General features: G+C 73.1%; 24 protein-coding genes. 8 read left to right on the top strand and 16 right to left on the bottom strand.

From position 1 onward, the window contains the following. Positions 1-13 precede the first annotated feature (13 nt). From pgl to tkt, 6 genes are read right to left on the bottom strand one after another with little or no spacing between them, the layout of a single operon-like run. A complete protein-coding gene (gene pgl / locus ACTG9Q_RS26825) occupies positions 14-757 on the bottom strand; it encodes a 6-phosphogluconolactonase (protein WP_455575689.1) in 744 nt (247 codons plus the stop codon). Then, entirely contained in the window at positions 754-1,935 is a 1,182-nt protein-coding gene (gene opcA / locus ACTG9Q_RS26820) for a glucose-6-phosphate dehydrogenase assembly protein OpcA (protein WP_455575688.1), read from the bottom strand. Before opcA ends, pgl begins: the two co-directional genes overlap by 4 nt. Further along, positions 1,932-3,479: a glucose-6-phosphate dehydrogenase gene (zwf, locus tag ACTG9Q_RS26815; RefSeq protein WP_455575687.1), complete on the bottom strand. Its 1,548-nt coding sequence runs from the start codon at positions 3,477-3,479 to the stop codon at positions 1,932-1,934. The genes opcA and zwf overlap by 4 nt, the downstream gene beginning before the upstream one ends. Beyond that, entirely contained in the window at positions 3,476-5,092 is a 1,617-nt protein-coding gene (locus tag ACTG9Q_RS26810; RefSeq protein ID WP_455575686.1) for a glucose-6-phosphate isomerase, read from the bottom strand. The genes zwf and ACTG9Q_RS26810 overlap by 4 nt, the downstream gene beginning before the upstream one ends. A gap of 52 nt (positions 5,093-5,144) precedes the next feature. After that, the gene (gene tal, locus ACTG9Q_RS26805) at positions 5,145-6,272 is read right to left on the bottom strand and encodes a transaldolase (protein ID WP_455575685.1); all 1,128 of its coding nucleotides are present in this window, start codon (positions 6,270-6,272) and stop codon (positions 5,145-5,147) included. After that, positions 6,269-8,377 carry a transketolase gene (gene tkt, locus ACTG9Q_RS26800; RefSeq protein ID WP_455575684.1) on the bottom strand — a complete coding sequence of 703 codons (2,109 nt, stop codon included), beginning with the start codon at positions 8,375-8,377 and terminating at the stop codon, positions 6,269-6,271. Before tkt ends, tal begins: the two co-directional genes overlap by 4 nt. A gap of 311 nt (positions 8,378-8,688) precedes the next feature. On the opposite strand from tkt, the gene ACTG9Q_RS26795 reads away from it, so the two are divergent. Then, positions 8,689-9,627 (top strand): heme o synthase, encoded by a 939-nt coding sequence (locus ACTG9Q_RS26795; protein ID WP_455575683.1) that lies wholly within the window; start codon positions 8,689-8,691, stop codon positions 9,625-9,627. Between the two features lie 41 nt (positions 9,628-9,668). Here the strand turns inward: ACTG9Q_RS26795 and ACTG9Q_RS26790 are convergent, their stop codons facing one another. Genes ACTG9Q_RS26790 through ACTG9Q_RS26780 form a run of 3 tightly spaced genes read right to left on the bottom strand, consistent with a single transcriptional unit; the run spans position 9,669 to position 12,027 of the window. Then, the gene (locus ACTG9Q_RS26790) at positions 9,669-10,337 is read right to left on the bottom strand and encodes an HD family phosphohydrolase (protein WP_455575682.1); all 669 of its coding nucleotides are present in this window, start codon (positions 10,335-10,337) and stop codon (positions 9,669-9,671) included. Between the two features lie 47 nt (positions 10,338-10,384). Then, positions 10,385-11,020, bottom strand: a complete 636-nt coding sequence (locus tag ACTG9Q_RS26785) for a hypothetical protein (RefSeq protein ID WP_455575681.1) — start codon at positions 11,018-11,020, stop codon at positions 10,385-10,387. Positions 11,021-11,025: 5 nt separating this feature from the next. Then, positions 11,026-12,027, bottom strand: coding sequence for a hypothetical protein (locus ACTG9Q_RS26780; RefSeq protein WP_455575680.1), 1,002 nt, complete (start codon positions 12,025-12,027; stop codon positions 11,026-11,028). A 189-nt stretch (positions 12,028-12,216) separates the two neighbouring features. On the opposite strand from ACTG9Q_RS26780, the gene ACTG9Q_RS26775 reads away from it, so the two are divergent. Continuing rightward, positions 12,217-12,765 carry an FKBP-type peptidyl-prolyl cis-trans isomerase gene (locus ACTG9Q_RS26775; RefSeq protein ID WP_455575679.1) on the top strand — a complete coding sequence of 183 codons (549 nt, stop codon included), beginning with the start codon at positions 12,217-12,219 and terminating at the stop codon, positions 12,763-12,765. Between the two features lie 16 nt (positions 12,766-12,781). On the opposite strand, the gene ACTG9Q_RS26770 is transcribed toward ACTG9Q_RS26775, so the two are convergent. Next, positions 12,782-14,839 carry an MMPL family transporter gene (locus tag ACTG9Q_RS26770; RefSeq protein WP_455575678.1) on the bottom strand — a complete coding sequence of 686 codons (2,058 nt, stop codon included), beginning with the start codon at positions 14,837-14,839 and terminating at the stop codon, positions 12,782-12,784. 84 nt (positions 14,840-14,923) lie between these two features. On the opposite strand from ACTG9Q_RS26770, the gene ACTG9Q_RS26765 reads away from it, so the two are divergent. After that, entirely contained in the window at positions 14,924-15,361 is a 438-nt protein-coding gene (locus ACTG9Q_RS26765; protein ID WP_455575677.1) for a MarR family winged helix-turn-helix transcriptional regulator, read from the top strand. A gap of 37 nt (positions 15,362-15,398) precedes the next feature. On the opposite strand, the gene ACTG9Q_RS26760 is transcribed toward ACTG9Q_RS26765, so the two are convergent. Further along, positions 15,399-16,367 carry a quinone oxidoreductase family protein gene (locus ACTG9Q_RS26760; RefSeq protein WP_455575676.1) on the bottom strand — a complete coding sequence of 323 codons (969 nt, stop codon included), beginning with the start codon at positions 16,365-16,367 and terminating at the stop codon, positions 15,399-15,401. Between the two features lie 90 nt (positions 16,368-16,457). On the opposite strand from ACTG9Q_RS26760, the gene ACTG9Q_RS26755 reads away from it, so the two are divergent. Together ACTG9Q_RS26755 and ACTG9Q_RS26750 are read left to right on the top strand one after the other, a co-directional pair. Continuing rightward, positions 16,458-16,760: a hypothetical protein gene (locus tag ACTG9Q_RS26755; RefSeq protein ID WP_455575675.1), complete on the top strand. Its 303-nt coding sequence runs from the start codon at positions 16,458-16,460 to the stop codon at positions 16,758-16,760. A gap of 65 nt (positions 16,761-16,825) precedes the next feature. After that, positions 16,826-17,692 (top strand): GNAT family N-acetyltransferase, encoded by an 867-nt coding sequence (locus ACTG9Q_RS26750; protein ID WP_455575674.1) that lies wholly within the window; start codon positions 16,826-16,828, stop codon positions 17,690-17,692. Here ACTG9Q_RS26750 and ACTG9Q_RS26745 read toward each other — a convergent pair. Beyond that, on the bottom strand, positions 17,677-18,606 hold the full coding sequence (locus tag ACTG9Q_RS26745) for a COX15/CtaA family protein (RefSeq protein ID WP_455575673.1): 930 nt from the start codon (positions 18,604-18,606) through the stop codon (positions 17,677-17,679). The genes ACTG9Q_RS26750 and ACTG9Q_RS26745 overlap by 16 nt on opposite strands. A gap of 336 nt (positions 18,607-18,942) precedes the next feature. On the opposite strand from ACTG9Q_RS26745, the gene ACTG9Q_RS26740 reads away from it, so the two are divergent. Genes ACTG9Q_RS26740 through ACTG9Q_RS26730 form a run of 3 tightly spaced genes read left to right on the top strand, consistent with a single transcriptional unit; the run spans position 18,943 to position 20,952 of the window. After that, positions 18,943-19,371 (top strand): helix-turn-helix domain-containing protein, encoded by a 429-nt coding sequence (locus ACTG9Q_RS26740; protein ID WP_455575672.1) that lies wholly within the window; start codon positions 18,943-18,945, stop codon positions 19,369-19,371. Continuing rightward, positions 19,368-19,874 carry a toxin gene (locus tag ACTG9Q_RS26735; protein WP_455575671.1) on the top strand — a complete coding sequence of 169 codons (507 nt, stop codon included), beginning with the start codon at positions 19,368-19,370 and terminating at the stop codon, positions 19,872-19,874. Before ACTG9Q_RS26740 ends, ACTG9Q_RS26735 begins: the two co-directional genes overlap by 4 nt. Then, positions 19,864-20,952 (top strand): MAB_1171c family putative transporter, encoded by a 1,089-nt coding sequence (locus tag ACTG9Q_RS26730; RefSeq protein WP_455575670.1) that lies wholly within the window; start codon positions 19,864-19,866, stop codon positions 20,950-20,952. The genes ACTG9Q_RS26735 and ACTG9Q_RS26730 overlap by 11 nt, the downstream gene beginning before the upstream one ends. A 194-nt stretch (positions 20,953-21,146) precedes the next feature. On the opposite strand, the gene ACTG9Q_RS26725 is transcribed toward ACTG9Q_RS26730, so the two are convergent. Genes ACTG9Q_RS26725 through mptB form a run of 4 tightly spaced genes read right to left on the bottom strand, consistent with a single transcriptional unit; the run spans position 21,147 to position 25,243 of the window. After that, positions 21,147-21,956: an SDR family oxidoreductase gene (locus ACTG9Q_RS26725; protein WP_455575669.1), complete on the bottom strand. Its 810-nt coding sequence runs from the start codon at positions 21,954-21,956 to the stop codon at positions 21,147-21,149. A 16-nt stretch (positions 21,957-21,972) separates the two neighbouring features. Further along, entirely contained in the window at positions 21,973-22,680 is a 708-nt protein-coding gene (locus tag ACTG9Q_RS26720; RefSeq protein WP_455575761.1) for an ABC transporter permease, read from the bottom strand. A gap of 53 nt (positions 22,681-22,733) precedes the next feature. Next, positions 22,734-23,645: an ABC transporter ATP-binding protein gene (locus tag ACTG9Q_RS26715; RefSeq protein ID WP_455575668.1), complete on the bottom strand. Its 912-nt coding sequence runs from the start codon at positions 23,643-23,645 to the stop codon at positions 22,734-22,736. Positions 23,646-23,656: 11 nt separating this feature from the next. After that, entirely contained in the window at positions 23,657-25,243 is a 1,587-nt protein-coding gene (gene mptB / locus ACTG9Q_RS26710; RefSeq protein ID WP_455575667.1) for a polyprenol phosphomannose-dependent alpha 1,6 mannosyltransferase MptB, read from the bottom strand. Positions 25,244-25,324: the final 81 nt, after the last annotated feature.

Below are 25,324 nucleotides of genomic sequence, written 5' to 3'. Positions count from 1 at the left end.
TGGGAACGAGCGGCTATGCCACCGGTGGAGCTGCGCCTGCCGCCTTCGCCGCGGCGGCGGTGTCCAGCAGCCAGAGCGTGCGCTCCCGGCCGTGGGCGCCCGCCGCGGGCAGTTCGACCTCGTCCGCGCCGGACAGGGCCGTCGCGACCGCGGCTGCCTTGCCCGCGCCTGCCGTGACCAGCCAGACCTCGGCGGCCTGGCGGGCCGCGGCCAGCGTCAGGCTGACCCTGGTCGGGGGCGGCTTCGGGCAGTCCCGCACCGCCACCACCGTGGGCTCGGCCTCGTGGACCGCGGGCGAGGTGGGGAACACCGAGAGGGTGTGGCCCTCCTCGCCGACGCCCAGCAGCAGCACGTCGAAGTCGTACGAGCCGCCCAGCAGGTCTGCGTACGCGGCCGCCGCCGCGTCCGGGTCGTCGCCGTGCGGGCCGTCCGACGGCGCCATCGGGTGCACGCGGGCCGGGTCGACCGGGATGTGGTCCAGCAGGGCGGCCCTGGCCTGGGTCTCGTTGCGGTTGGGGTGGCCCGCGGGCAGGAACCGCTCGTCACCCCAGTAGACGTCCACTTGAGACCAGTCCACGGCGTCGCGGGCCGCGGACTCGTTGACGCACTTGAGCACCGCGATCCCGGTGCCGCCGCCGGTCAGCACCACCGACGCCGCGCCGCGCGCGGCCTGGACGTCGGCCAGGCGGGTGATCAGCCGCGCCGCGGTCGCCGCGGCCAGCAGCTCCGGGGTCCGGTGCACCACGACGTGGGTCACGATGCCTTGACCTTCCTGGACTTCTTGTCGGACGGACCCGGCTTCGCGTCCGGCTCGCTCGACTTCTTCTCCGATGAACTCGACTTCTTGTCGGGCTCACTCGACTTCTTGTCGGGCTCGCTCGGCTTCGCCGCCTTCTCCGCCGGGCCGCTGCGCCCGGCGGCCACCTCCTTGGCCTTGCGGGCCGTCGGGGTGGGCTTGTCCGCCTCGGTCGCGGGCGACTCGGGCGCCGCGGGCGGCTTCGTCTTCGGCGCCGTGCGGGCGCGCTCGACCTTGCCCAGCGACTTGAGCGTGCTCTCGTAGATCTCGTCGGGGTCCAGCCGCCGCAGCTCCTCGGCCAGGCAGTCGCGGATCTGGCGGCGCTGCAGCGCCACCCGCCGCGCGGGCTGCCCCGGCTGGGTCAGCGTGCCGACCCGGCCGTCGGGGCGCTCCAGCTCGACCACGCCCGAGCGCCGCTCCAGCGTCGCCGAGACGATGCCCTCGCCGGAGGTGGCCTTGACCCGGCGCACCGGCACCCGCAGCCGCGCGGCGAGCCACGCGGCCAGCAGGTCCGTCGACGGGGAGTCCGCCTCGCCGGTCACGGTCGCGCCCAGCACCTTCTCGTACGGCGGCAGGTCCAGCGACGCGGCCAGCAGCGCCCGCCACAGCGTCAGCCGGGTCCAGGCCAGGTCGGTGTCGCCCTCGGCGTAGTTCTTCTGGCGCACCTCCAGGGCCTTGATCGGGTTGCGCTCGGCGGCGGAGTCGGTGATCCGCCGGGTGGCCAGCCGCCCGATCGGGTCGTCGACCGGCCTGGTCGGGCCCTCGAACGGCCACCACGCCACGACCGGCGCGTCCGGCAGCAGCAGCGGGATCACGCACGAGGCGCCTTCGTCGGCCAGGGCCCCGTAGAGCCGCAGCACGACCACCTCGCTGGCGCCCGCGTCACCGCCGACGCGGATCTGGGCGTCCAGCCGGGCCGCGGCCCGCTTGGCGCCGCGGGCCACCACGATCACCCGGCACGGGTGCTCGCGGCTGGCGTCGTTGGCCGCGTCGATGGCGCCCTCGGTGCGCTCGCCGTCGTCGGTGACGATGACCAGCGTGAGCACCCGGCCCAGGGTGTTCGCCCCGCCCTGCTCGCGGACCTGGACGAGTTTCTGGTTGACCTGCGACGTGGTGGTCGAGGGCAGGTCGAAGATCACGGCCGCCTCCAATGCCTGTTGGTCCTGGCCAGCATCTGGTCGGCCGACGGCGGGCCCCAGGTGCCCGCCGGGTAGTCCTCGGGCTTGCCCGCGGTCTGCCAGTACTTCAACACCGGCTCCAGGATCTCCCAGCTCAGCTCGACCTCCTTGTTCACCGGGAACAGGGAGGGCTCGCCGAGCAGCACGTCCAGGAGCAGCCGCTCGTAGGCCTCGGGGGAGGACTCGGTGAACGAGTGGCCGTAGCTGAAGTCCATCGACACGTCGCGGACCTCCATGGTGGTGCCGGGCACCTTGGACCCGAAGCGCATCGTCACGCCCTCGTCCGGCTGCACCCGCACGACCAGGGCGTTCTGCCCCAGCTCCTCGGTGGAGGTCTGGTCGAAGGGCAGGTGCGGCGCGCGCTTGAACACCACCGCGATCTCGGTCACCCGCCTGCCCAGGCGCTTGCCGGTGCGCAGGTAGAACGGCACGCCCGCCCAGCGCCGCGTGTTCACCTCCAGGGTGATCGCGGCGAAGGTCTCGGTGGTCGAGTCCTTGGCGAAGCCCTCCTCCTGCAACAGGCCGGGCACCTTCTGCCCGCCCTGCCAGGCGCCCGCGTACTGCCCGCGCGCGGTGGTCTCGGAGAAGGGCCCGGTGGCCTGGGTCGCCTCCAGGATCTTGATCTTCTCCATGCGCAGCGCCCGCGGCGAGAAGGAGACCGGCTCCTCCATCGCGGTCAGCGCCAGCAGCTGCAGCAGGTGGTTCTGGATGACGTCACGCGCGGCGCCGATGCCGTCGTAGTAGCCCGCGCGCCCGCCGAGGCCGATGTCCTCGGCCATGGTGATCTGCACGTGGTCGACGTAGTTGGCGTTCCAGATCGGCTCGAACAGCTGGTTGGCGAAGCGCAGTGCCAGCAGGTTCTGCACCGTCTCCTTGCCGAGGTAGTGGTCGATCCGGAAGACCGCCTCCTCGGGGAAGACGTCGTTGACGATGTCGTTGAGCTGCTTGGCGCTGGCCAGGTCGTGCCCGAACGGCTTCTCGATGACCACCCGGCGCCACTCGTCCGGCGAGGCGGGCGAGGCCAGGCCGCTGCGCGCCAGCTGCTTGGTCACGACCGGGAACGCCCCGGGCGGGATCGACAGGTAGAACGCGTGGTTGCCGCTGGTGCCGCGGACGCGGTCCAGCTCGGCCACCGTCTTGGCCAGGTTGTCGAAGGAGTTGTCGTCGTCGAAGGTGCCCGCCACGAACCGGAAGCCCTCGGCGAGGCGGTCCCAGACCGCCTCCCGGAACGGGGTGCGCGCGTACTTGCGGACCGCCTCGTAGACGACCTGCCCGAAGTCCTGGTCGGCCCAGTCCCGCCGGGCGAAGCCGACCAGCGAGAAGCCCGGCGGCAGCAGGCCGCGGTTGGCCAGGTCGTAGATCGCGGGCATGAGCTTCTTGCGGGACAGGTCGCCGGTCACGCCGAAGATCACCAGGCCGCACGGCCCGGCGATGCGCGGCAGCCGCTTGTCCCGCTCGTCGCGCAGCGGGTTGGTCCAGCCGCCACGGTCCGTCGTCGCGGTCACTTCTGCACCTCGGCCAGCGCGTGCACCAGGTGCGCCAAGCCCGCGGCCCGGTCGGTCAGGTGCAGGCGCAGCACCGGGCGGTCCAGCCCGGCGAGCACCTGCCCGTCGCCGACGGCCTGCGCGCGCTGCAACACGCCCAGGGAGTACGGGCGGTCGGGTACGTCGATGTCGTTCTCCACGGCGCCGGTCAGCTGCAGGAACACCCCGTTCTGGTGCCCGCCCTTGTGGTACTGCCCGGTGGAGTGCAGGAACCGCGGTCCCCAGCCGAACGTGGTCTGCAGGCCGGTGCGCCTGGCCAGCTCCGCGCGCAGCACCATCGCCGAGGCGTCGGTGATGCGGTCCAGGTACGCCTGGATGGAGATGTAGCCGAACTCCGGCGCCGCGCTGCTCAACACCTTGAGCGCTTCCACCAGGGTCCTGACCCCCGAGGGTGCGCCGTGCACCTCGACCGGTCCGTCCAGGAAGGACTGGCCGGGGCCCGCCTCCTCGGTCGGGTTGTCCAGCAGCGCGCGGGAGGCCTTCTTCGCCGCCTCGACGTCGGGCTGGTCGAACGGGTTGACGCCCAGCAGCCGCCCGGCCAGCGCGGTGGCGTACTCCCACAGCAGCATGAGCCCGCCGAGGCTGCCCGAGGTGGCCAGCGCGGACCCGCCGCCGGACGGGCCGATGGCGACCGCGGTCGCGTCCTCGCCCGCGTCGGCGAACCCGGGGGCGTCCGGGCCCTCGACGACCACCGGCAGCAGGCCGGTGCCCCCCTTGCCGGTGGACTCGGCCACCAGCTGCTCGGCCCAGTCACCGAAGCCCGCGATGCCCGAGCCGGTGTCGGCCAGCACCACCTTCTCCGCGCCGCGCCCGTGCGCGGCGGCCAGCGCCGCGGCCAGCACCACGGCCGGGTTGTCCTCGGCGTCGCGCGAGAGCGACTTGGCCGCGGCGGCGGCCTCGTCCAGCAGGGCCGCGACGTCCGCGCCCGCCAGGCCCGCGGGCACCAGGCCGAACGCGGTCAGCGCCGAGTAGCGCCCGCCGACGTTCGGGTTGGCCTGGAAGACCCGCCGGTACCCGGCCTCGGTGGCCAGCTCCTCCAGCGGCGAGCCGGGGTCGGTGACCACCACGATCCGCGACGCGGCGTCGATGCCGTTGGCCTCGAACACCGCGGCGAAGACCCGCCGGTGGCTGTCGGTCTCCACAGTGGAGCCCGACTTCGAGGAGACCACCACCACCGTGCGGTCCAGGTCGCCCGCGAGCGCGTCGGCGACCTGGTCGGGGTCGGTGGTGTCCAGCACGGTCAGCGGCACGCCCGCGGTGCCGGTGATGACCTCCGGGGCCAGCGACGAGCCGCCCATGCCCGCCAGCACGACCCGGTCGACGCCCTCCGCGCGCAGCTCCGCGCGGAGGGCGTCGATCTCGGCCAGCAGGGGCCGCGAGGTCTCGTGCAGCGTCGTCCAGGCCAGCCGGACGGCCGCCTCGGCCTCGGCGGCCTCGCCCCACAGGGTCGGGTCCTGCGCGGTGAGCGCCGAGGCCACCCGTCCGGAGACGAGTTGCCCGATGAGCGCGGCGGCCTCCTCGGACAGCCGCTCGTCGGTGATCGTTACTGCGACTTCTCCGGGGTGCTCTGCCATCTGCGGCGTCAGCCCTCTCCTGTTCGGCTTGCCCGGTTCTACTTGCCGGTTCCTACTTGGCGGCGTCGAGCTGGCCCTGGACCGTCTCCAGCAGCTCGGTCCAGGACTTCTCGAACTTCTCCACGCCCTCGTTCTCCAGCGTCAGGTACACGTCGTCGACGTCGATGCCCACCCGCTCCAGCGCGGCGTAGACCTCGCCCGCCTGGGCGGCGGTGCCCGTGACGGTGTCGGCGAAGGCGTCACCGGAGATCCTGCCGTGCTCGGCGACGGCGTGCAGGGTCTTTTCCGGCATCGTGTTCACCGTGTTGGCGACGACGAGCTGGTCGACGTAGAGGGTGGCGGGGTAGTCGGGGCTCTTCACCCCGGTCGAGGCCCACAGTGGACGCTGCGCGCGGGCGCCGTCGGCGGCCAGCGCGGCGAACCGCTCCCCGCCGAAGACCTCCTGGAACGCCGCGTACGCCAGGCGGGCGTTGGCCAGCGCGGCCTTGCCCTTGAGGGCGACGGCGTCGTCGGTGCCGATGGCGTCGAGGCGCTTGTCGACCTCACTGTCCACCCTGGACACGAAGAACGACGCCACGGAGTGGATCGAGCGCAGGTCGTGCCCGTTGGCCTTGGCCTGCTCGAGCCCGGCGAGGTAGGCGTCCATGACCGCCCGGTACCGCTCGACGGAGAAGATCAGCGTGACGTTGACGCTGACCCCCTCGCCCAGGGTGCGGCTGATCGAGGGCAGGCCCTCGTGCGTGGCCGGGATCTTGACCAGCAGGTTCGGCCGGTCCACCGCCTTCCACAGGTCGAGCGCCTCGGCGGCGGTGGCGTCGGCGTCCTTGGCGTGGCGCGGGTCGACCTCGATGGACACCCGGCCGTCGACGCCGTCGGTGGCCTGCCAGACGTCGCGGAACTTGTCGCAGGCGTGGCGCACGTCGGCGGTGGTCAGCTCGCGGACGGCCTCCGGAAGCGACGCGCCGCGGGCGGCCAGCTCGCGCACCTGCTCGTCGTAGGCGGCGCCGTCGGCCAGGGCGGAGGCGAAGATCGTCGGGTTGGTGGTGACCCCGACGACGTGCTTGTCGCGGATCAGCTCGTCGAGGTTGCCCGACTGCAGCCGCTCGCGGGACAGGTCGTCCAGCCAGATGGACACCCCCGCGTCGGACAGCTTGCCGAGCAGGTCGGTCTTGTCGCTCACTTGGTGTCTCCAATCGCGGTGAGGGAGCGGCGGGCGGCGGCGACGACGGCCTCGGTGGTGAGGCCGAACTCGCGGAACAGCGTCTGGTAGTCCGCCGACGCGCCGAAGTGCTCGATCGAGACGATCTCGCCCGCGCGCCCGGCGAAGCGGTGCCACGGCTGGGCGATGCCCGCCTCGACGACCACCCGCGCGTGCACGGTCGGCGGGAGGACGGTGTCGCGGTACGCCTCGTCCTGCGCGTCGAACCACTCAATCGACGGCATGGACACCACGCGGGTCGGGATGCCGTCGGCCTCCAGGACCTTGCGCGCCTCGACGACCATCTGCAGCTCGGAGCCGGTGGCGATCAGCACGACCTTGGGGACGGTCTCGGAGTCCTCCAGGACGTAGCCGCCGCGGGCGACGCCCTCGGCCGCCTTCTCCCGGGTGCCCTCCAGGACCGGCAGGTTCTGCCGGGTCAGGCACAGGCCCACCGGCTGGGTGGACTGGGCCAGGATCGCCCGCCACGCCGCGGCGGTCTCGTTGGCGTCGCCGGGGCGCAGCACGACCAGGTTCGGGATGGCCCGCAGCGCGGCCAGGTGCTCGATCGGCTGGTGCGTGGGGCCGTCCTCGCCGAGGCCGATGGAGTCGTGCGTCCAGACGTAGGTGACGGGCAGGCCCATCACCGCGGCCAGCCGCACCGCCGGGCGCATGTAGTCGCTGAACACCAGGAACGTGCCGCCGTACGGGCGGGTCGGGCCGTGCAGCACGATCCCGTTGAGGATCGAGCCCATCGCGTGCTCGCGGACGCCGAAGTGCAGCGTGCGCCCATACGGGTTGGCGCTCCACGCCTTGGTCGAGGCCGACTCGGGGCCGAAGGAGTCCGCGCCCTTGATGGTGGTGTTGTTCGACTCGGCGAGGTCGGCCGAGCCGCCCCACAGCTCCGGCAGCAGCCCGCCGATGGCGTTGAGCACCTCGCCGGAGGCCTTGCGGGTGGCGACGCCCTTGGCGTCGGGCTCCCAGCTCGGCAGCGCCTCGGCGAAGCCATCGGGCATCCGGTACTCGGTGGCGCGGTCCAGCAGCGCGCGGCGTTCGGGGTTGGCCGCGGCCCACTCGCCGAAGCTCTCCTCCCAGCGCGCGCGGGCGGCCTTGCCCCGCTCGGCGACCTGGCGGGTGTGGGCGAGCACCTCGGGGTCGACCTCGAAGGTGCGGGCCGGGTCGAAGCCCAGGATCTCCTTGACCGCGGCGACCTCGGCGTCGCCGAGCGCGGCGCCGTGCGCCTTGCCGGTGTTCATCAGGTTCGGCGCCGGGTAGCCGATGACCGTGCGCAGCACGATGATCGAGGGCTTGGCGGTCTCGGCCTTGGCGGCCTCGACCGCGGCCAGGATGCCGGTGACGTTCTCGCCGCCGTCGACGACCTGCACGTGCCAGCCGTAGGCGGCGTAGCGCGCGGCCACGTCCTCCGACAGCGCGATCGCGGTGTCGTCCTCGATGGAGATCTGGTTGTCGTCGTAGAACAGGACGAGGTTGCCCAGCTCCTGGCGACCGGCGATGGAGGAGGCCTCAGAGCTGACGCCCTCCTCGATGTCGCCGTCGGAGGCGACGACGTAGACGAAGTGGTCGAAGACACTCTCGCCCGGTGCGGCCTCGGGGTCGAACAGGCCGCGCTCGCGGCGGGCGGCCATCGCCATGCCCACCGCGGAGGCCAGGCCCTGGCCCAGCGGGCCGGTGGTGATCTCCACGCCCGCGGTGTGGCCGTGCTCGGGGTGGCCCGGGGTCTTGGAGCCCCACGTGCGCAGCGCCTTGATGTCCTCGATCTCCAGGCCGTAGCCGGAGAGGAACAGCTGCAGGTAGAGGGTGAGGCTGGAGTGGCCGCAGGAGAGCACGAAGCGGTCCCGGCCGATCCACTCGGGGTCGCTGGGGTCGTGGCGCATCACCCGCTGGTAGAGGCCGTAGGCCAGCGGGGCCAGGCTCATGGCGGTGCCGGGGTGGCCGTTGCCGACGTTTTGGACGGCGTCCGCGGCGAGCACCCTGACGGTGTCCACCGCCCGCCGGTCGAGGTCGGTCCAGTCCTCGGGCACCGAGGCTGTGGTCAGGTCTGCTGGGACGTCACTGCTGGCGGACACGGACTTCGCGCTCCCACTTCCATAGTCTTTGGCGGCTCGTCGCCCTGCCGGCCTTGATCGATCACGGGCGGCCGGTGTGCCACGACCCGCAGGTCATCCCTGGTCCGCGGGTCAGCCTAGTGCGCCAGGGGGATCTCTGTGATCTCCGTCCGACCTCGAGGTGTCCCGGCCACCCGATACGGGCACCCGGACGCCGCGCGGTTACCATTCCGTACCGTGCCGCGTTACCCCAGCGGCGCTGGCCGCAAACCCCGCGCGACCCCGGTGACCTGCGTCTCAGGATCGTGTGCCCGCCACGTTCGAGGAGTGAGATGCCGTCGGTGACCCCCGTGCCCACCGACGCGCCCGCCGCCCCGTCCCGACGGGCCACCGTCCGCGCCTACGTCGCGCTGACCAAACCTCGGATCATCGAACTCCTCCTGGTCACCACCGTCCCGGCGATGCTGCTCGCCCAGCGCGGCATCCCCTCGCCGTGGCTGGTGCTGACCACGCTGGTCGGCGGGACGATGGCCGCGGGCAGCGCCAACGCCCTGAACTGCGTGGTCGACGCCGACATCGACGCGCTGATGAAGCGCACCCGCGCCCGCCCGCTGGCCCAGCACGTGGTGCCCGCCCGCAACGCGCTGGTCTTCGGCGTGGTCCTCGGCGTGCTGTCCTTCGCCTGGCTGTGGACCACCACGAACCTGCTGGCCGCGGCCATGGCCGTCGGCGCGATCCTGTTCTACGTCCTCGTCTACACCATGGTGCTCAAGCGCCGCACGGCGCAGAACATCGTCTGGGGCGGCGCCGCCGGGTGCATGCCGGTGGTGATCGGCTGGGCGGCGGTGACCGGCGACATCGGCTGGCCCGCGCTGGTCATGTTCGGCGTCATCTTCTTCTGGACCCCCCCGCACTTCTGGGCCCTGGCGATGAAGTTCCGCGACGACTACGCCGCCGCGGGCGTGCCGATGCTGCCGGTCGTGGCCACCCCGGTGCAGGTCGCCAAGCAGATCGTCATCTACTCGTGGGTGATGGTGGCGTGGACGATGCTGCTGCTGCCCGCGACCGGCTGGGTGTACCTGGCGTTCGCGGTGCTGGCCGGGGCCTGGTTCCTGGTCTACGCCCACCGCCTGCACACCGCCATCCGCCGGGACGAGCCCGCCAACCCGATGAAGCTGTTCCACCTGTCGAACAGCTACCTGACCCTGGTGTTCCTGGCACTCGCCGTCGACTCGGCACTCGGCCTGCCGGTGCTCGGCTGGCCCTTCTAGACCAGGTCCCGGGGCCGCGGTCGCGGGCAGCGGCGCGCGGTTCAGCCCGCGGGGGAGTCCACCGCGGCCAGCAGTCGCTCGACGGTCGGGTCCTCCAGGGACTCTTTGATGCACTGCCACAGTTGCAGGTTGGCACCCGCCCAGCGGGAGTACAGGTCCGCGGCGGTGGGGGAGTAGAAGTAGAAGCCCTGGTCGTGGACGTCGCACTGCTCGCCGACGATCTTGTCCGCCAGGTCGCGCAGGGAGATGCCGTTCTCGGTGAGGTAGCGGTGGGCGAGGACGACCGGGGTCACCGGCAGGGCCTTGAACAGGGTGTCGGCGTCGCTCAGGGCCTGGGCCTCCAGGGTGATGTGGCGGTGGCGGGTGCGCATCTCGGCCTCGTCGACCACCGCGTCGATCCAGTCGACGGTGGCCGGGCGCACGCCCGCGGCGGCGAGCAGGTGCCTGCGCAGGCCGCTGCCCGCCGCCGCGGTGGAGTTGCGGCGCACCAGGTAGTTGACGTCGTGGACCAGGGCGGCGGTCTCCACGACGGCGGCGTCGGAGCCGTTGGCCGCGGCGAACTCGACGGCCTTGTCCCTGACGAAGCCGATGTGGTGCCAGCCGTGGAACGGCAGGCGGCGGGCGTGGCGTTCGCACAGGTCACGGACCTGGTGCTCGACGTCGGTGATGATCGAGCGGGAAACGGTGGACGTGATGGTTGGCGCGGACAAAGCAACCCCTCCCGTTGGGTGTGCGGGTGGGGTGATGGTAAGTGGTGTCAGATACTCCTCGTTAGCTCCTGAAGTCGACATTCAACCGGCACGTGCCGGTGCCCGACGCGGGTCGCCGGGTCGTAGGAGAGGCTCCAATCGGCCACTGGCCGGGACTTGACCAGGAACGTCATGGTGCCGTCGGCGGCGGTGGGGATGCGGTGGAACTCCTCGGCGAGCAGGTAGCCCGCCGTGCCGGTGTCGTAGTGGGCGCCGCGGGTCATCCGCACCTCGTTGACCAGGCCGGTGGCCGGGTCGATGTCGGTGTCGAAGCGCTCGTGGCGGTAGCCGCCGCTGAGGATGACCGTGCAGAAGTGGTAGCGGTGGTTGTGCACCGAGTCCGCGTAGCCCGCGCGCCAGTCGCGCTGGGGCTTGTACTCGTGCAGCCAGAACGAGAACGGTTCCTCGGGCTCGTCGCGCAGGCACCACGCGAAGTGCGTGGTGGTCTCCCGCGAGCGCGACACCAGCGCCGCGGCCTCGGCGGCGGACAGCTCGCTCAGGTGGCGTCTTATGGCGGCTCTGGGCGCTCGACCGTCCACCCAGGACTCGAACACCGCGTGCGCGGTCTCCCAGCCCGCCTGCAAACCGGGGGTGGCGCACAGTCCCCCCGCCAGGTCGGGCAGCGCGTGGACGCGGGTCAGCAAAGGTATCAACTCTCCAGTTCGGCCTTGGCGGAGAAGTCCCGGCGGAAGCCGTGGAACGCGGCCTCCAGTTCTCCGAAGCCCTCGTCGGTCAGCGGGGTTCCCGTGATCCGGGCGAACTGCGCGGCGAACTCCGCGCGGCTGGTGTCCGGGGTGATGACCAGCCTGCGGGCGTCGCGGGTGGCGTGCAGCCTGCCGAAGTCGGCGCGCTCCATGCCGTGGATGAACGAGCTCTCGGCGAACCGCAGCGTTCGCGGGTAGGGCGATGGGGCCGCCGGGTCGCTGTACAGCGTGATCCAGACGCTGTCGTCGAACATCTCGACCCGGTCGAGCGGCGGGTCGGCGACCACCGTGACATCGATGCGGGTGCACCTCGACCGGGCCAGGAACAGCCCGACCAGGCCGATGCGGATCTCCTCGTGCAGCCATTCCCTGATCTGGTCCAGGTCGGTGTCGGAGCCCTCCCTGCGGGCCAGGTACCGCGCCCGGCCGCTGATCGCGCTGCGCTCGCGCGGGTCGGCGACGACGGCGCGCACCTCCCACTCCGCGTGCGCGGCGAGCAGCCGCACCGCGGCGTAGCGCCCGGAGAACCCGCGGAACCAGTACTGCCGCGCGCGGCGCAGGTCTTTCATCATCAGCGCGTTGAAGGCCGGGTCGGGGTCGACGCTCGCCTCGAACACGTGCGTGGGAAAGAATTCCTGGTTCAGCGCGCGGTACTCGTCGGACAGCTCGCGCAGCGCTCGGCGGCTCTCCTCGACCATCGGCTTGAGCATCGCCTCACGGGCGGCCTTCGCGGTGATCAGGGTTTGGCCGAAGCTCACGAGGGCGGACACCATGGTTCCGGTGCCCAGTGCGGTCAGCAGGGACTTCAGGGTGCCTGGTCCCAGTGCGCTGGACACCGTGAATGCCAGGCCGGACACCACGATGAGCGTGGCGAGCAGCAAGCCCGTCCTGGTCCAGAAGATCTCCTGGATCGGGTGGGAGCGGATGGCTTTGCCGTCCGCGGGCAAGGTAGGTCACCTCCTCTGCGGACGTCCGCGCAGCACTGGAGCGGGCAGCGTTCGCTGCTTTCAGTATCCGAACGGGCGCGAGCTGTCACTTTACGCGTAGCGATCGCGGGGGCATATGCGGAAAACGGGTGAGGCTGTGTGTAACCCCTCACGGCGTACTCACACCGTGGCCGCCTAGAGTTCGCCGTTATGCGCCTTCTCGGTCCCGCTTTGGCCGCCGTCACCCTCACCGCCCTCACCGCCTGTGGTCAGGAGGCTGCCGCGCCGGGCGACGCGCCCACCGCCCCGGTCGCCCCGACCACCACCACCCAGGACATGAGCACCGCGGTGGAGTGCACCGCCGAGGACATCAAGGTCGAGGGCGAGGCGGACAGCAAGCCGCAGGTCACCCTGCCCGACAACTGCTCCCCGCCGACCGAGCTGCTGATCAAGGACCTGAAGCCGGGCGCGGGCGCGAAGGCCGAGGAGGGCGCCACCGTCCTGGCCCACTACCACCTCACCACGTGGTCGAACCGCCAGGTGCTGGACAACTCCTGGGACCGCGGCGAGCCGTTCCCGGTGGCCAACCTCGGCAACGCCCGCGTCATCGATGGCTGGAACGAGGGCCTGGTCGGCATCCAGAAGGGCGCGCGCAGGCTCCTGGTCGTCCCGCCGGAGAAGGGCTACGGCGAGGGCGGCAACGGCGTGGCCCCCAACGAGACCCTGGTCTTCGTCATCGACGCCGTCGACCTGACCTGAGCCGTCATGGCCTGCTCTAGGGGCCGATACGCCTGCTGGGCCACCACACGGCCCGGCCGATGTCCACCGTCAGGGCGGGCACCAGCAGCGAGCGCACCAGCAGGGTGTCCAGCAGCACGCCGAAGGCCACCAGGAACGCGATCTGGGCCAGGAACAGGATTGGCAGCACGGCCAGCGCGGCGAACGTCGCGGCCAGCACCACCCCGGCCGAGGTGATCACCCCGCCGGTCACCGAGAGCCCGCGCAGCGTGCCGGTGCGGGTGCCCGTCCGCAGGGCCTCCTCGCGCACCCTGGTCATCAGGAAGATGTTGTAGTCGATGCCCAGGGCCACCAGGAACACGAACGCGAACAGCGGCACGCTGGGGTCCGCGCCGGGGAAGCCGAGCAGGTCGTTGAACACGACCGCGCCCACGCCCAGCGTCGCGGCGAAGGACAGCACCACGGTGCCGATCAGCAGCAGCGGGGCCAGCAACGCGCGCAGCAGCAGCGCGAGGATCAGGAAAATCACCACGAGGACGACCGGGATGATGACCGCGCGGTCGCGCAGCGCGTTCTCCCGCACGTCCAATTGGCTTGCCGACTGTCCGCCGACCAGGGTGTCGCCGATGCCCGCGGTCGCTGTCCGCAGTCGCTGCACGGTGTCCAGCGCCGCGGCGCTGTCCGGGGCGTCGGCGAGGACGGCGTCGACGATGACCTTGCCGTCCTTGGGCTCGCCGCGGACCGCCGCGGCGGCCACGCCCTCGGTGCCCTCCGCGGTGCGGACGACCTCCTCGGCGCGCTCGGCGGCGGTGACCAGGACCGCGGGGGAGCCGGTGCCGCCGGGGAAGTGCCTGGCCAGCGCCTCCTGGCCGACGACGGAGTCCACTTCGGTCAGGAAGACGTCGCTCTGGCTGATGCCGTTGGCCTTGAGCTGGGGCAGGAAGGCCACCCCGACCAGGAGCACCGCCGTCGCGGTGATCCAGGTCAGGCGCGGCTTGGCGCCGACGACACCGGCGATCCGCTGCCACAGGCCCTTCTTCGCGTTCTCCTCGTTGCCGTGGGTCGGGCTGCCGTGAGTCGGGCTGCCGTGGGTCGGGCGGGCGGGCCAGAACGCGGCGCGGCCCAGCAGCAGGAGCACGGCGGGCAGGAACGTCAGCGCGGCCAGCATCGAGGCCACGATCCCGATGGCGGCGACCGGGCCCAGGCTGGAGTTCGAGCGCAGGTCGGACAGCAGCAGGCAGAGCAGGCCCGCCACCACCGTGCCCGCCGAGGCCACGATCGGCTCGACGGCGGCCCGCAGCGCCGCGCGCATGGCCGCGTACTTGGACTCGTGCCTGCGCAGCTCCTCGCGCAGGCGGGCGATGAGCAGCAGGGCGTAGTCGGTGGCCGCGCCGAAGACGAGGATGAACAGGATGCCCTGGCTCTGGCCGTTGAGGGTGATGATGTCGTTGTCGGCCAACAGGTACACCGCCGCCGCGGCCATCGACAGCGCCAGCCCGGCCATCGTCAGGACGATCAGGGGCAGCACCGGGCTGCGGTAGACGATGATCAGGATCAGCGCGACGACGGACGCGGTGACCAGCAGCAGCATCCCGTCGATGCCGCCGAACGCGGTGGCGAAGTCGGCGATGAGCCCGCCGGGCCCGGTGACGTGCCCGGCCAGGCCCTGCGGCAGCGCGGCGAGCCGCTCGCGGATGTCCTCGACGGTGCCGCGCGCGGCCTCGGTGTCGGCGGGCAGGACCACCACGGCCTGCGCCGCCTGGGGTGGGTTGTCCTGAGTGGACACCTGGAGCGGGGAGACCTGGCCGGGGATGTCGGCGAGGACGGCCTCGATCGCGGTCCGGTCGGCGTCGGTCAGACCGCTCGCGCGCTCGAAGATGAGCACCGCGGGCAGCCGGTTGTCCTGGCTGAACGACTTCTGCAGCTCGGCGACCCGCGTAGACTCGGCCGAAGCGGGCAGGAAGGCGGCGTTGTCGTTCTCCTGCACGCTCGACAGCTGCCCCTGGAGGGGCCCGCCGACGGCGCCGACCGCCAGCCAGAGCACGAGCAGGAGGGCGGGCAGGACCCACCGTGGCGCCGTTCGGGTGGCATTCATCGTCGTGCGGGCCTTTCGCGGCAGAATCACGCTCGGACTTCCAACTTGTTCAGCAGGCTGAACAATAGCCCGAGAGGACGCCGCGTGCCCGAGGACCCCGTCGACCCGGTCGCCGACTGGCCCACCGGCCGCCTGCTGTCGGTGGCCGCGCGCCTGGTCGAGCAGTCCTGGCACGACTTCCTGGCCACCCGCGGCCTCAGCCACGCGGGCCTGATCGCCCTGCACCTGCTCGTCGCGGCCCCGTCCTCGCAGCGCGAGCTGGCCCGCCGCGCCAAGGTCACCGACCAGACCATGAGCCGCACCGTCGAGCGCCTGGCCAAGGCCCGCATGGTCGGCCGCGGCGTCGACCCGGCCGACCGGCGCCGCACCCTGGTCACCATCACCGACCGCGGCCGCGAGGCGCACGCCGAGGTGCTGCGCGCCGAGCGCGAGGACCCCGTGGTCCTGGGCGCGATCAGAGACTACGAGGCGTTCCGGCTCCAGCTGGTCGACCTGGTGTCCTCGCTGACCGCCAGGACCTGACCCCAAACCCCGATCCCGACTCTCACCGACCAGGGGCTTAGGGGATGAGCAGCAGCTTCCCGGTCGTCCGCCTGCCCTCCAGGTCCTCGTGCGCGGCCCGTGCCTGGTCCAGGCCGTAGGTCGCGCCCACGCGGACGTCGAGGTCGCCCGCGAGGACGGCGGCGAACACCTCGCCTGCGCGGCCGCGCAGCTCCTCCGGGGTGACCACGTGGTCGTTGAGCTTCGGCCGGGTCAGGAACACCGACCCGGCCTGGTTGAGCCGCTGCGGGTCGACCGGCGGGACCGGGCCGCTGGCCGCGCCGAACAGCGCGAGCACGCCCCGGCGGCGGACCACCGACAGGCTCCCGTCGAAGGTGGTGGCGCCGACGCCGTCGTACACCGCGGCCACGCCCTCGCCGCCGGTCAGCTCGCGCACGACCGGGGCGAAGTCCACCTCGTCGTAGCGGATCACCTCCGCCGCGCCCGCCGCGCGCGCCAGGTCGGCCTTCTCCGCGGTGGACACCGTGCCGATGACCCGCGCGCCGCGGGCGCGGGCGAGCTGGACCAGCAGCAGGCCGACCCCGCCCGCGGCGGCGTGCACCAGGACCGTGTCGCCGGGCTGGACGGGGTAGGTGGAGGTGAGCAGGTAGTGCGCGGTCAAGCCCTGCAGCATCACCGCGGCGGCGGTCTCGTCGGAGACGCCGTCGGGGACCGGCACGGTCTCGGCCGCCGGGACGACGGCCTCGGCCGCGTAGCTGCCCAACACCCCCGCCCACGCCACGCGGTCGCCGACCGCGGCCTCGGCGCCCTCGCCGACGGCGGTCACGGTGCCCGCGGCCTCCACGCCGATGCCGAACGGCAGCGGGACCGGGTACGCGCCGCTGCGGTGGTAGGTGTCGATGTAGTTGACCCCCGCCGCCGCGACCGAGACCAGCACCTCGCCGGGGCCGGGCGTCTTCGGCTCGACGTCGCTCACGCCCAGCACGGACGGGCCACCGGTCTCGGACACCAGCACTGCCTGCGGCACGGCACTCTCCTTCTGTGGTCGGACTCTCCGGCAAGTGGAACCGATCACGCCCGCCCAGTGTTCCCCGCGGGCACGATCTACGCTCCCCATATGGACACTGACCGGCAGCAGCCCAGCCCCACCGCGGTGAAGGCCGCGGCCGCGTTCGTCGCCGCGCACGGCAAGACCGCGCGCGCGGTCGTCGGGAACGTCGGCCTCGCGGGTGCCCGGGTGGTGCTCGTCGGCGCGGACGGCGCGATGGGCGATGTGATGGTCGCGAGCCCCGCCGCGGGGCAGGCGCTGATCGAGCGCACCGAAGGGCTGGACGCGTCCGAGTGGGACCGCGAGACCGTGGAGAGCACCAGGATCGGCGCGGCGCACCGGGCCAAGATGGCCGCCCGCGCGCGCGGCTAGCGAGCCACCGCCCGGTCGGGCGAAAACGGCGTGCCGGGTGGGGCGCGGTGGTGTGGGATCGGGGTATGGCGATCGTGGTGGACAAGCCGGGAGTCGACGGGTTGGGCGAGGCCGCGGGTGTGCTGCGGGAGTGGCAGCACGACGGGGCGCCGATGCAGCTGCACCCGGGGGACCTGGGCTGGTTCTGGCGCTTCGGCGCGGAGGCGACCGCCGAGGCGGTCCGGACCTGGAGCCGGGACGGGCGGGTCCTCGCCGTCGGGCTGCTGGACGAACCCGACCTGTTGCGCATGACGATCGCGCCGGACGCGCTGCGGGACGAGGACCTGGCGCGGCAGTTGGCCCACGACCTGACCGAGCCGGAGCGCGGCGTGCTGACGGCGGGGAAGGTCTCCGTCGAGGCGCCCCGGGGCGCGCTGGTCCAGGACCTGCTGTCCGAGCACGGCTGGAACGTCGCCGAGCCGTGGACGCCGCTGCGCCGCGACCTCGCGGAGCGGGTGCGGGACCCGGCCGTGCGGATCGAGGTGATCGGGCCGGAGCGGGCGCACGTGCGGACCGCGGTGCAGCGGGCGTCCTTCGACGGCTCGACGTTCACCGACGAGCGCTGGCACGCGATGGCGGCCGGATCGCCCTACGCCGACGCCCGGTGCCTGGTCGCCCACGACGACCAGGGCAACGCGGTGGCGGCGGTGACGGTGTGGTCGGCAGGGCCGGGAAAGCCGGGGCTGATCGAGCCCATGGGCGTGCACCGGGACCACCGGGGCCACGGCCACGGCCAGGCGATCACCGTCGCCGCGGCGGCCGCGCTGCAGGAGATGGGCTCGTCGAGCGCGATCGTCTGCACCCCGAGCTCCAACGTCGGCGCCGTCGCCACCTACAGGTCGGCGGGCTTCCAGCCACTCCCCGAGGTCCGGGACCTCTACCGGGACGCCTGACCCACTGCCGGGCGGGGGTGCGCCGCGCTCCACAGCGCGGCGGTCGCCACGATCGCGGCCATCGCGCCGAGGACGTGCAGGGCGACCAGCAGTTCCGGCACCCCGAGCGCGAACTGCGTGAAGCCGAGCGCGCCCTGGGCGAGCACGACCACGACGAGCACGGCGTAGTGCCGCCACAGCGAGGCGGTGCCGTCCCTGCGCAACAAGACGCCCACGGCCACCAGCAGCGCCAGGAACGCGTACAGGAACGCCGCGTGCACGTGCGCCAGCGTCTCCACCGGCAGCGCCAGGCGCGGGGTGAGCGGGTCGCCCGCGTGCGGACCCGAGCCGGTGACCATCGTGCCCGCGACGAGCAGGCAGGCCAGCACGGCGGTCATCGCCACCATGGCCTTGCCGAGCGCGGGCTGCACCGGGCGCGCGGGACCGTCGGCCTCGTCCACGGCGTACACCAGCAGCACCGCGAGCCAGACCATCACCGCCGAGGCCAGGAAGTGCACGGCGACGGTCCACCACAGCAGGTCGAAGCGCACCGTCAGCCCGCCGATCACCGCCTGGACGGCCACCCCGACCGGCATGGCCAGGGCGAGCCGGTAGTAGCGGGTGCGGCGCGGTCGCTCCAGGAAGGCGGCGGCGAAGGCGGCGAGCGCGATCAGCCCGACCACGCCGGTGAACAGGCGGTTGCCGAACTCGATCCACTGGTTGAGGTCGGCGTACTCCGGGTGCTCGACCGGGACCATGCTGCCCGGGTGGCACTCCGGCCACGTCGGGCACGCCAGGCCCGAGCCGGTGACCCGCACGATGGAGCCGGTGACCGCGATGAGCCCCTGGGTCGCGACCACCGCCCAGGCCAGCGTCTTCTGCGCGCGCCGCGAGAACGGGCGGATGGTCTCGACGCGGGCTTTCAGCGAAGGCACCGGGGAATCGTAGGACGGGCCGCGGCGCGGGTGGTCAGCGGCGCTGCTTTAGCGTGTCCGGGCTCTCATCGCGCGGCCAATGGCAAAAGTGTGGCCATGTTCGCGGTTCGCCCCCACGTACCGATCATGGGGCACTACACTACGTCGCTGGAAGGCGGCCTCCCCCATCGCCTTCCCCCAGCTACCGCCGGACGGATCGCTTCCCCCCAACGAACCGTCCGGCGGTAGCGCCACCCCTCACGCGCAAACCTATACTGGTTGTGCAGGGGTTTCAACACTGGTGCAATCGCCGGTGGTGACATTCGACAGGTGTCGAACGCCGCCGGAAGGGGTGTCATGGAACTGGGGACCGGCAGCCTGGCCGCGAAGCTCAACCGACTGGTGGCCACCGTGCACCCGGCCGGTCGCGGGCCGTACACCAATGAGGAGATCGCCGCGGCCATCCGCGACGAGCAGCACGTGGACCTGACCCACAGCGCCGTCTCGGCGTGGCGGCGCGGCACCCGCGACAACCCGAGCTTCCGGCACCTGGCCGCCCTGGCCAAGTTCTTCGGCGTGCCGATCGCGTACTTCAGCGACGACGCCGAGTCCGCGAGGGTGGACGAGCAGCTGGACCTGGTCGCCGCCTGGCGCGACACCCAGGTCCGCGCGATCGCGATGCGCGCGGGGGAGCTGTCGGAGGCGGGCCGCGCCGCCCTGCTGGAAATGGCGATCCGGGTGCGCGACATCGAGCGGGCCGCGAGCAGGCCCACGGGGGCCGGGTGACCCGCGCGTACCGCGTGCTGCGGAACCGGATCGGCGGGCTGCTCCAGGAGATCGGCGTGCCTAGGCCGTGGGACGTCGGCGAGTTCTGCCAGCGGGTGGCCCGCCACCGCGGCACACCGCTGCGGCTGGTGCCGATCGAGCTGCCCCCGGGCGCGCCCGACGGCGTGTGGCTGGCGGGCCGCGACTGGGACATGATCATCTACGACGCCCACACCTCGGCCCTGCGCGCCGAGCACATCATCTGCCACGAACTCGGCCACATGCTCCTGGAACACCAGAGCGCCGACCTCACCGCCCTCACCCCCGACCTCGACCCCGCGGTCCTGGCCCGCATGCTCGCCCGCTCGGGCTACGACGACGCCCGCGAGCGCGAGGCCGAACTGGCCGCCGCCCTGATCTGGGAGCTGGCGGGCCGCGCGACCCCCCGGCGCCCGCGCACCCTGGCCCCCGCGGACGCCGAGGTCGTCGACCGGCTCGCCGACCTCCTGGCCGATGACCGCTGAGCTGGTTCACCTCGCGGTGATCGTGGTCGCCCTGGCGGCGGCCGTCGACCGGGTCGTCGACCTGCTGCGGCGGCCAGCGCCGGGCCGCGTGGCGTTGACGGTGGCGCTGGGGCTGCTGGTCGTCGCCCTGGTGCTGGGCCACACCTGGTGGGTGCCGACCGAGGGGGTGTGGGCGACCGGGCTGGTGTGGCTGGCGCAGCACGCCGTCGTCTTCGGGGGAGTGTTCGCCCTGCACCTGTTCTTCCTGTGCTCGGCGCACCCGCCCGGCTCCATGGCGGCGGCGGTCCGGTCCAAGGCGGTGCTGAGCGTCGCCGCGCTGGTGGTGATGACCGCCGCCTGGCTGGTGGCGGTGCTGGTGGAGCGCCCGGTGTGGGCGTTCCCGGACTTCCCCGCGCAGCCGTGGTCCGGGGCGGCGAACCTGGTGTTCCTCGGCTACCTGGCCCACGGGCTGGTCGGCAACGCCCGGCTGACGGCGCACTGGGCGCGGATGGCCGACCGGGTCTGGCTGCGCCGGGGCCTGCGGTTGCTCACCGCGGCGGCGCTGGCGCTGCTCGGCTGGGCGGGGTACAAGGTCGCGGTGGTGGCGCTGGCGATGGCGGGCAGGACGACCGACTTCCGGCTGGTGGCGATGCTGCTGCTCGCGCTGGGGCTGCTCCTCGGGCTGGCGGGCATCGTGCTGCCCGCGTGGGGTCCTCGGCTGGCCGAGCTGGCGGCCTGGCCGGGCAGGCTGCGCTCCTACCACCGCCTCGGTCCCCTGTGGAGGATGCTGCGCGCGGCCGCCCCAGCCATCGAGCTGCCCGCGCCGGTTCCGTGGTGGCGGGTGGAGCACCGGCTCTACCGGCGCGTCATCGAGATCGCCGACGGCCGGGCCGCCCTGCGCGGACACCTCGACCCGGCGGTGGCCGCCGCGGCGGGACCGGACCCGGCCGCCGCCGAAGCGGCCTGCCTGAGCGCCGCCGTGGCCCGGTTGCGGACGGGCGCACCGCCGCTGGCCGCCGCTGTCGAGGAGCGCCGCGGCGGCCGTGACCTGGCGGAGGAGGTGGCGTGGCTGGAACGGGTGGCCGCGGCACTGCCGTGACCCGTACCGGTGACGCGCTGCTGGTGACGCGCTATTGGTGACCTGGTGCTGGTGATGCGCTGCTGGTGACCGCTGTTGGTGATCTGGTGCTGGTGACCCGGTGCTGGTGATCTGCTGCAGGCGACGCGGCCGGTGATCCGTCACTGGAATTTCGGACGAGCCGCATCGTCATCCGGCCTGCCGTCGGCACGGCGTCAGTCGGGGGTCTCCCGGCCGACCGGGTTCGGCCAGCGCCGGAAACCGCCCTCGGTGTTGATGGTCTGGCCGGTGATCCACGCGGCGTCGTCGGTGGCCAGCCAGGCGATCAGGCGGGCCGGGTCGTCTGGCGTGCCCCAGCGGCCCCGCGGGAAGTGGGCGCGGACGACCTCGTGCACCTCGGGCGGGGCGTAGCCGGTGTCGACCGGGCCGGGGTTGACGGTGTTGAGGGTGATCCCCCGGTCGATGAGGTGGTCGGCCAGGGTGCGGGTGATCGAGGCGAGCGCGCCCTTGCTCGCCGCGTACGCCACCTCGCCGTGCATGGGGCCGAGGTCCTGGCCGGAGGTCATGAAGACGACCCGCCCGCCGGGCCTGCCGTCGTGCTGGGCGGCGAAGGCCTGGGCCAGCAGGAGTGTCGAGCGGGTGTTGACCGCCCAGTGCGCGTCGAGCATGGCCGCGTCCACGGCCTCCAGGGGCCCGTCGCCGCCGCTGCGGGCGTGGTTGCAGACGAGGACGTCCAGGTGCCCGAACGCCTCGGCGACGGCCTCCACCAGCCGCCGCGGGGCCTCGGGCTCGGCCAGGTCGAACTCGCCGTGCCGGACCCGTGCCTTGTGGACGGCGAGCCCGTCGACGAGCGCGTCCGGGCCGCCGGGGTCCGCGCCCCACGGCTGGTCCTCGTCGTGTGGCGAGTAGTGGTGCAGGAACAGGTCGGCGCCGAGCGCGGCCAGCCGGTGCGCGATCGCGTAGCCGATACCCGCGCGCCTGCTGACGCCGGTGATCAGCGCCACGCGTCCGTGGAGGGAGGCCATGCCCCCATGCTTCCCGCTACGTCAACCGGGTTGTGCGCGTGGCCAAGGCGCCCGCGCCCACGCCCCAGGCGAGCAGCGTCAGCCACACCGACAGCGGGGGAGTGCCCCCGGCCAGCGCGGTCGTGAGCCCGTCGGTCAGGGCGGCGGAGGGCAGCAGGGACACCACCGAGGCCATCGCCGGGGGCAGCGCCGAGGTCGCCACCACCACCCCGCCCGCCAGCAGCAGCACGAACCACACGACGTTGGCCAGGGCCAGCACCACTTCGGCCTTCAGCGCCCCGCCCAGCAGCACCCCCAGCGCCCCGAAGCACAGCGTTCCCAGGGCGAGCAGCGCGACCATCCACAGCAGACCGCTCGGCGACCAGCCCAGCAGCAGCGCCACCACCGAGACGACGACCGCCTGCACCGCCACCACGACCAGCCCGGCCACCACGCGCCCCAGCACCAGCAGCCACCGGGGCAGCGCCGTCGCCGCCAGCCGCTTGAGCACGCCGTAGCGCCGGTCGAACCCCAGGGCGATGGCCTGCCCGGTGAACGCCGAGGAGAGCACCGCCAGCGCCAGCACCCTCGGGGTGATCGCGTCCACCCGCGGGGCGGGCAGCTCGATCACCGGCACCAGCGTCAGCCCGACGAGCAGCGCCAGCGGGATCAGCAGCGTCAGCAGCACCTGCTCGCCGTTGCGCAGCGTCAGCGTCGCCTCGGTGCGGGCGTGCGCCAGCAGCATCCGCAGTGGACGGCCCGCGCCCGGCGCGGGGGTGAAGGTGCCTGCGGGGAAGGTCACGAGCGCAGCTCCCGTCCGGTCAGGTCCAGGAACACGTCCTCCAGGCTGCGCCGACCCACCCGCAGCTCCTCGGCGAGCACCCCCTGCTGGGCGCACCACGCCGTCACCGCGGACACCACCTGCGGGTCCACCACCCCGCTCACCACGTACGCCCCCGGCGACGGCTCGGACACCGCGCACTGCTCGGGCAGCGCCGCGCTCAGCAGCGTCAGGTCCAGGCCGGGACGGGTGCGGAAGCGCAGCAGCTGGTCCTCGGAGGTCAGCGCGCGCGGGGTGCCCTCGGCGACCACGCGGCCCGCGTCGATGATCACCACCTGGTCGGCCAGCGTCTCGGCCTCGTCCATCAGGTGCGTGGTCAGCAGGACGCTCACCCCGTCGGCGCGCAGCGCGGACACCAGGTCCCAGACCAGCCTGCGGGCCTGGGGGTCCAGGCCCGCGGTCGGCTCGTCCAGGAACACCAGCTCCGGGCGCCCGACGAGGGCGCACGCCAGCGACAGGCGCTGCTGCTGCCCACCGGAGAGCCTCTTGTACGGGGTGCGCGCCGCCCCGGTCAGTCCCAGCACGTCCAGCAGCCAGGCCGGGTCCAGCGGGTCGCGGGCGCACGCGGCCACCAGCCGCAGCATCTCCGCCGCCCGCACCCCCGGGTACGCCCCGCCGCCCTGCGGCATCACGCCCACCCTGGGCCGCAGCGCGGCGGCCATCGGGTCCAGCCCGAGCACCCGGACCGACCCGGAGTCGTGGCGCAGGAAGCCCGCGCAGATCTCCACAGTGGTCGTCTTGCCCGCCCCGTTGGGCCCGAGCAGGGCCAGCACCTGACCACGCGGCAGCGTCAGGGCCACCCCCGCGACCGCGGTCGTCGACCCGTAGCGCTTGACCACGTCGCGGACCTCGACGGCGGACTCGCTCACGAGCCGGAAGCCTATGCCGTGCCGCTGGTCACGCGGGTGGCGGGCAGGCCGAGCAGGTGCCGCCGGGCGATCAGGACGGCGAGGCCGGTGGCGACGATCGCCGCGGCGTAGGCGTACGGGAGCTGGAAGGTGCGCCCGTCGAACGGCGAGCCGGTCGTGTTCAGCACCACCGCGAGCACCACGCTGATCCCGGTGGCCGCCGCGCGGAACTTCGTGTCGCCCGCGGCGGCGGCCAGCGGCACGGCCGCCCACAGCAGGTACCACGGCTGCACGGTCGCGCCGAACACCAGGACCGCGCCCAGCGCCACGCCCAGCCCGGTCAGCGGGCGCAGCTTCCACTGGAAGCTGTCGAAGAGCAGTTTCGCGGCGATCAGCGGCCCGATGACCGCCCCCACCGTCCGGCTGACGGTGATCGCCGCGTCGATGTGGTTGCCGAGGCCGAGCAGGATGCCCAGCCCGCCCGCGGCGAACCCGAGCGCGGTCATCGGCGCCAGCCAGCTCTTGATGGTGGCCGCGGTGTTCAGCGTCGCCACCCAGCCGTACCCCAGGCCGCTGCCCAGCGACGCCGCGGTCAGCACCACCGCGAACACCACGAACAGCCCGCCCGCCGTCGCGAACAGGTGCGACCACTTCCCGCCCAGCCGTCGCGCGATCATCACCCCGAGGAAGCCCAGGGCCAGCGCCGCGGGGATCTTCACCGCCGCGCCCAGGGTGATCACCGCGGCGCCCGTGGCGTAGCCGACCAGCTCCCCGGGCTGCCACGGCGGGAACGGGCCGTCCGGCCCCACCCACGGCATCCTGCGCAGCGCCAGCTCGAACCCGACCAGCATCAGCCCGATGGCCAGCGACTCGTTGTGCACGCCCACCACCAGGTGGAACAGCACCAGCGGGTTGGCCGCGCCCAGCCACAGCGCGCTGACCGGGTGCACCCCGAAGCGCCGGGCCAGCCGGGGCAGCGCCCAGATGATCATGGCGAGGCCGACCAGCGCCAGCAGCCGGTGCATGGCCACGCCCCACACCACGTGCCCGCCGGTGAGCCAGTTCACGATCCGACCGAGCGAGAGGAACAGCGGCCCGTAGGGGGAGGGCGTCTCCCGCCACACCGTCGGCACGCCCTTGGTCAGCGGGTGGTCGACGCCCAGCGCCTGCGCGGGTCCCTCGGTGTAGGGGTCCATGCCCAGCGCGGCGATCTCGCTCTGCGCCAGGTAGCTGTACACGTCGCGGCTGAAGCTGGGCACGGTGAACACCAGCGGGGTGATCCACATGACCAGCGTGCGCGCCATCTGCGGCAGCGAGACGACCCGCTCGCGCGAGGGCCGCGACAGCCGCCCCAACGCAAGCCAGGCCAGGGCCAGCATGAACACCCCGGTGAAGCCCACCGCGATGGACACCGTCGGCATCCGGCTGAACAGGCTCAGCACCGGCAGCCGGAGCACCGGGTTGAACACCGGCGCCGCGCCCGCCCCCAGGGAGCCGAGCAGCAGCAGCAGCGCCCCCACCGTGCCGAACCGGCGGATGACGTCGAGCTGCCTGCGCTCGGCGGCGTCCAGCCCGGTGGACCCCACCGCGCCGACCCGCTCCGTCTCTCCGGCCACCACGGCGGGAAGCGTATCCGGGTGGCCGCAAAGCCCCGTCCGTGCGCTCTGCCGGTGACCCCGATCACCCGACTTTGCCTGTCG

This window comes from Actinokineospora lacus (assembly GCF_053813445.1).
The sequence above is the reverse complement of the archived record's forward strand: the minus strand, read 5'-3'. Positions and strand labels throughout refer to the sequence as shown.

Bases quoted from the DNA above. Each gene is read 5' to 3' on its own strand.
- ACTG9Q_RS26810 (WP_455575686.1), bottom strand. From the start codon at position 5,092: ATGGCAGAGCACCCCGGAGAAGTCGCAGTAACGATCACCGACGAGCGG.
- ACTG9Q_RS26795 (WP_455575683.1), top strand. From the start codon at position 8,689: ATGCCGTCGGTGACCCCCGTGCCCACCGACGCGCCCGCCGCCCCGTCC.
- ACTG9Q_RS26775 (WP_455575679.1), top strand. From the start codon at position 12,217: ATGCGCCTTCTCGGTCCCGCTTTGGCCGCCGTCACCCTCACCGCCCTC.
- ACTG9Q_RS26770 (WP_455575678.1), bottom strand. From the start codon at position 14,839: ATGAATGCCACCCGAACGGCGCCACGGTGGGTCCTGCCCGCCCTCCTG.
- ACTG9Q_RS26755 (WP_455575675.1), top strand. From the start codon at position 16,458: ATGGACACTGACCGGCAGCAGCCCAGCCCCACCGCGGTGAAGGCCGCG.
- ACTG9Q_RS26750 (WP_455575674.1), top strand. From the start codon at position 16,826: ATGGCGATCGTGGTGGACAAGCCGGGAGTCGACGGGTTGGGCGAGGCC.
- ACTG9Q_RS26740 (WP_455575672.1), top strand. From the start codon at position 18,943: ATGGAACTGGGGACCGGCAGCCTGGCCGCGAAGCTCAACCGACTGGTG.
- ACTG9Q_RS26730 (WP_455575670.1), top strand. From the start codon at position 19,864: ATGACCGCTGAGCTGGTTCACCTCGCGGTGATCGTGGTCGCCCTGGCG.
- ACTG9Q_RS26725 (WP_455575669.1), bottom strand. From the start codon at position 21,956: ATGGCCTCCCTCCACGGACGCGTGGCGCTGATCACCGGCGTCAGCAGG.
- ACTG9Q_RS26720 (WP_455575761.1), bottom strand. From the start codon at position 22,680: ATGCTGCTGGCGCACGCCCGCACCGAGGCGACGCTGACGCTGCGCAAC.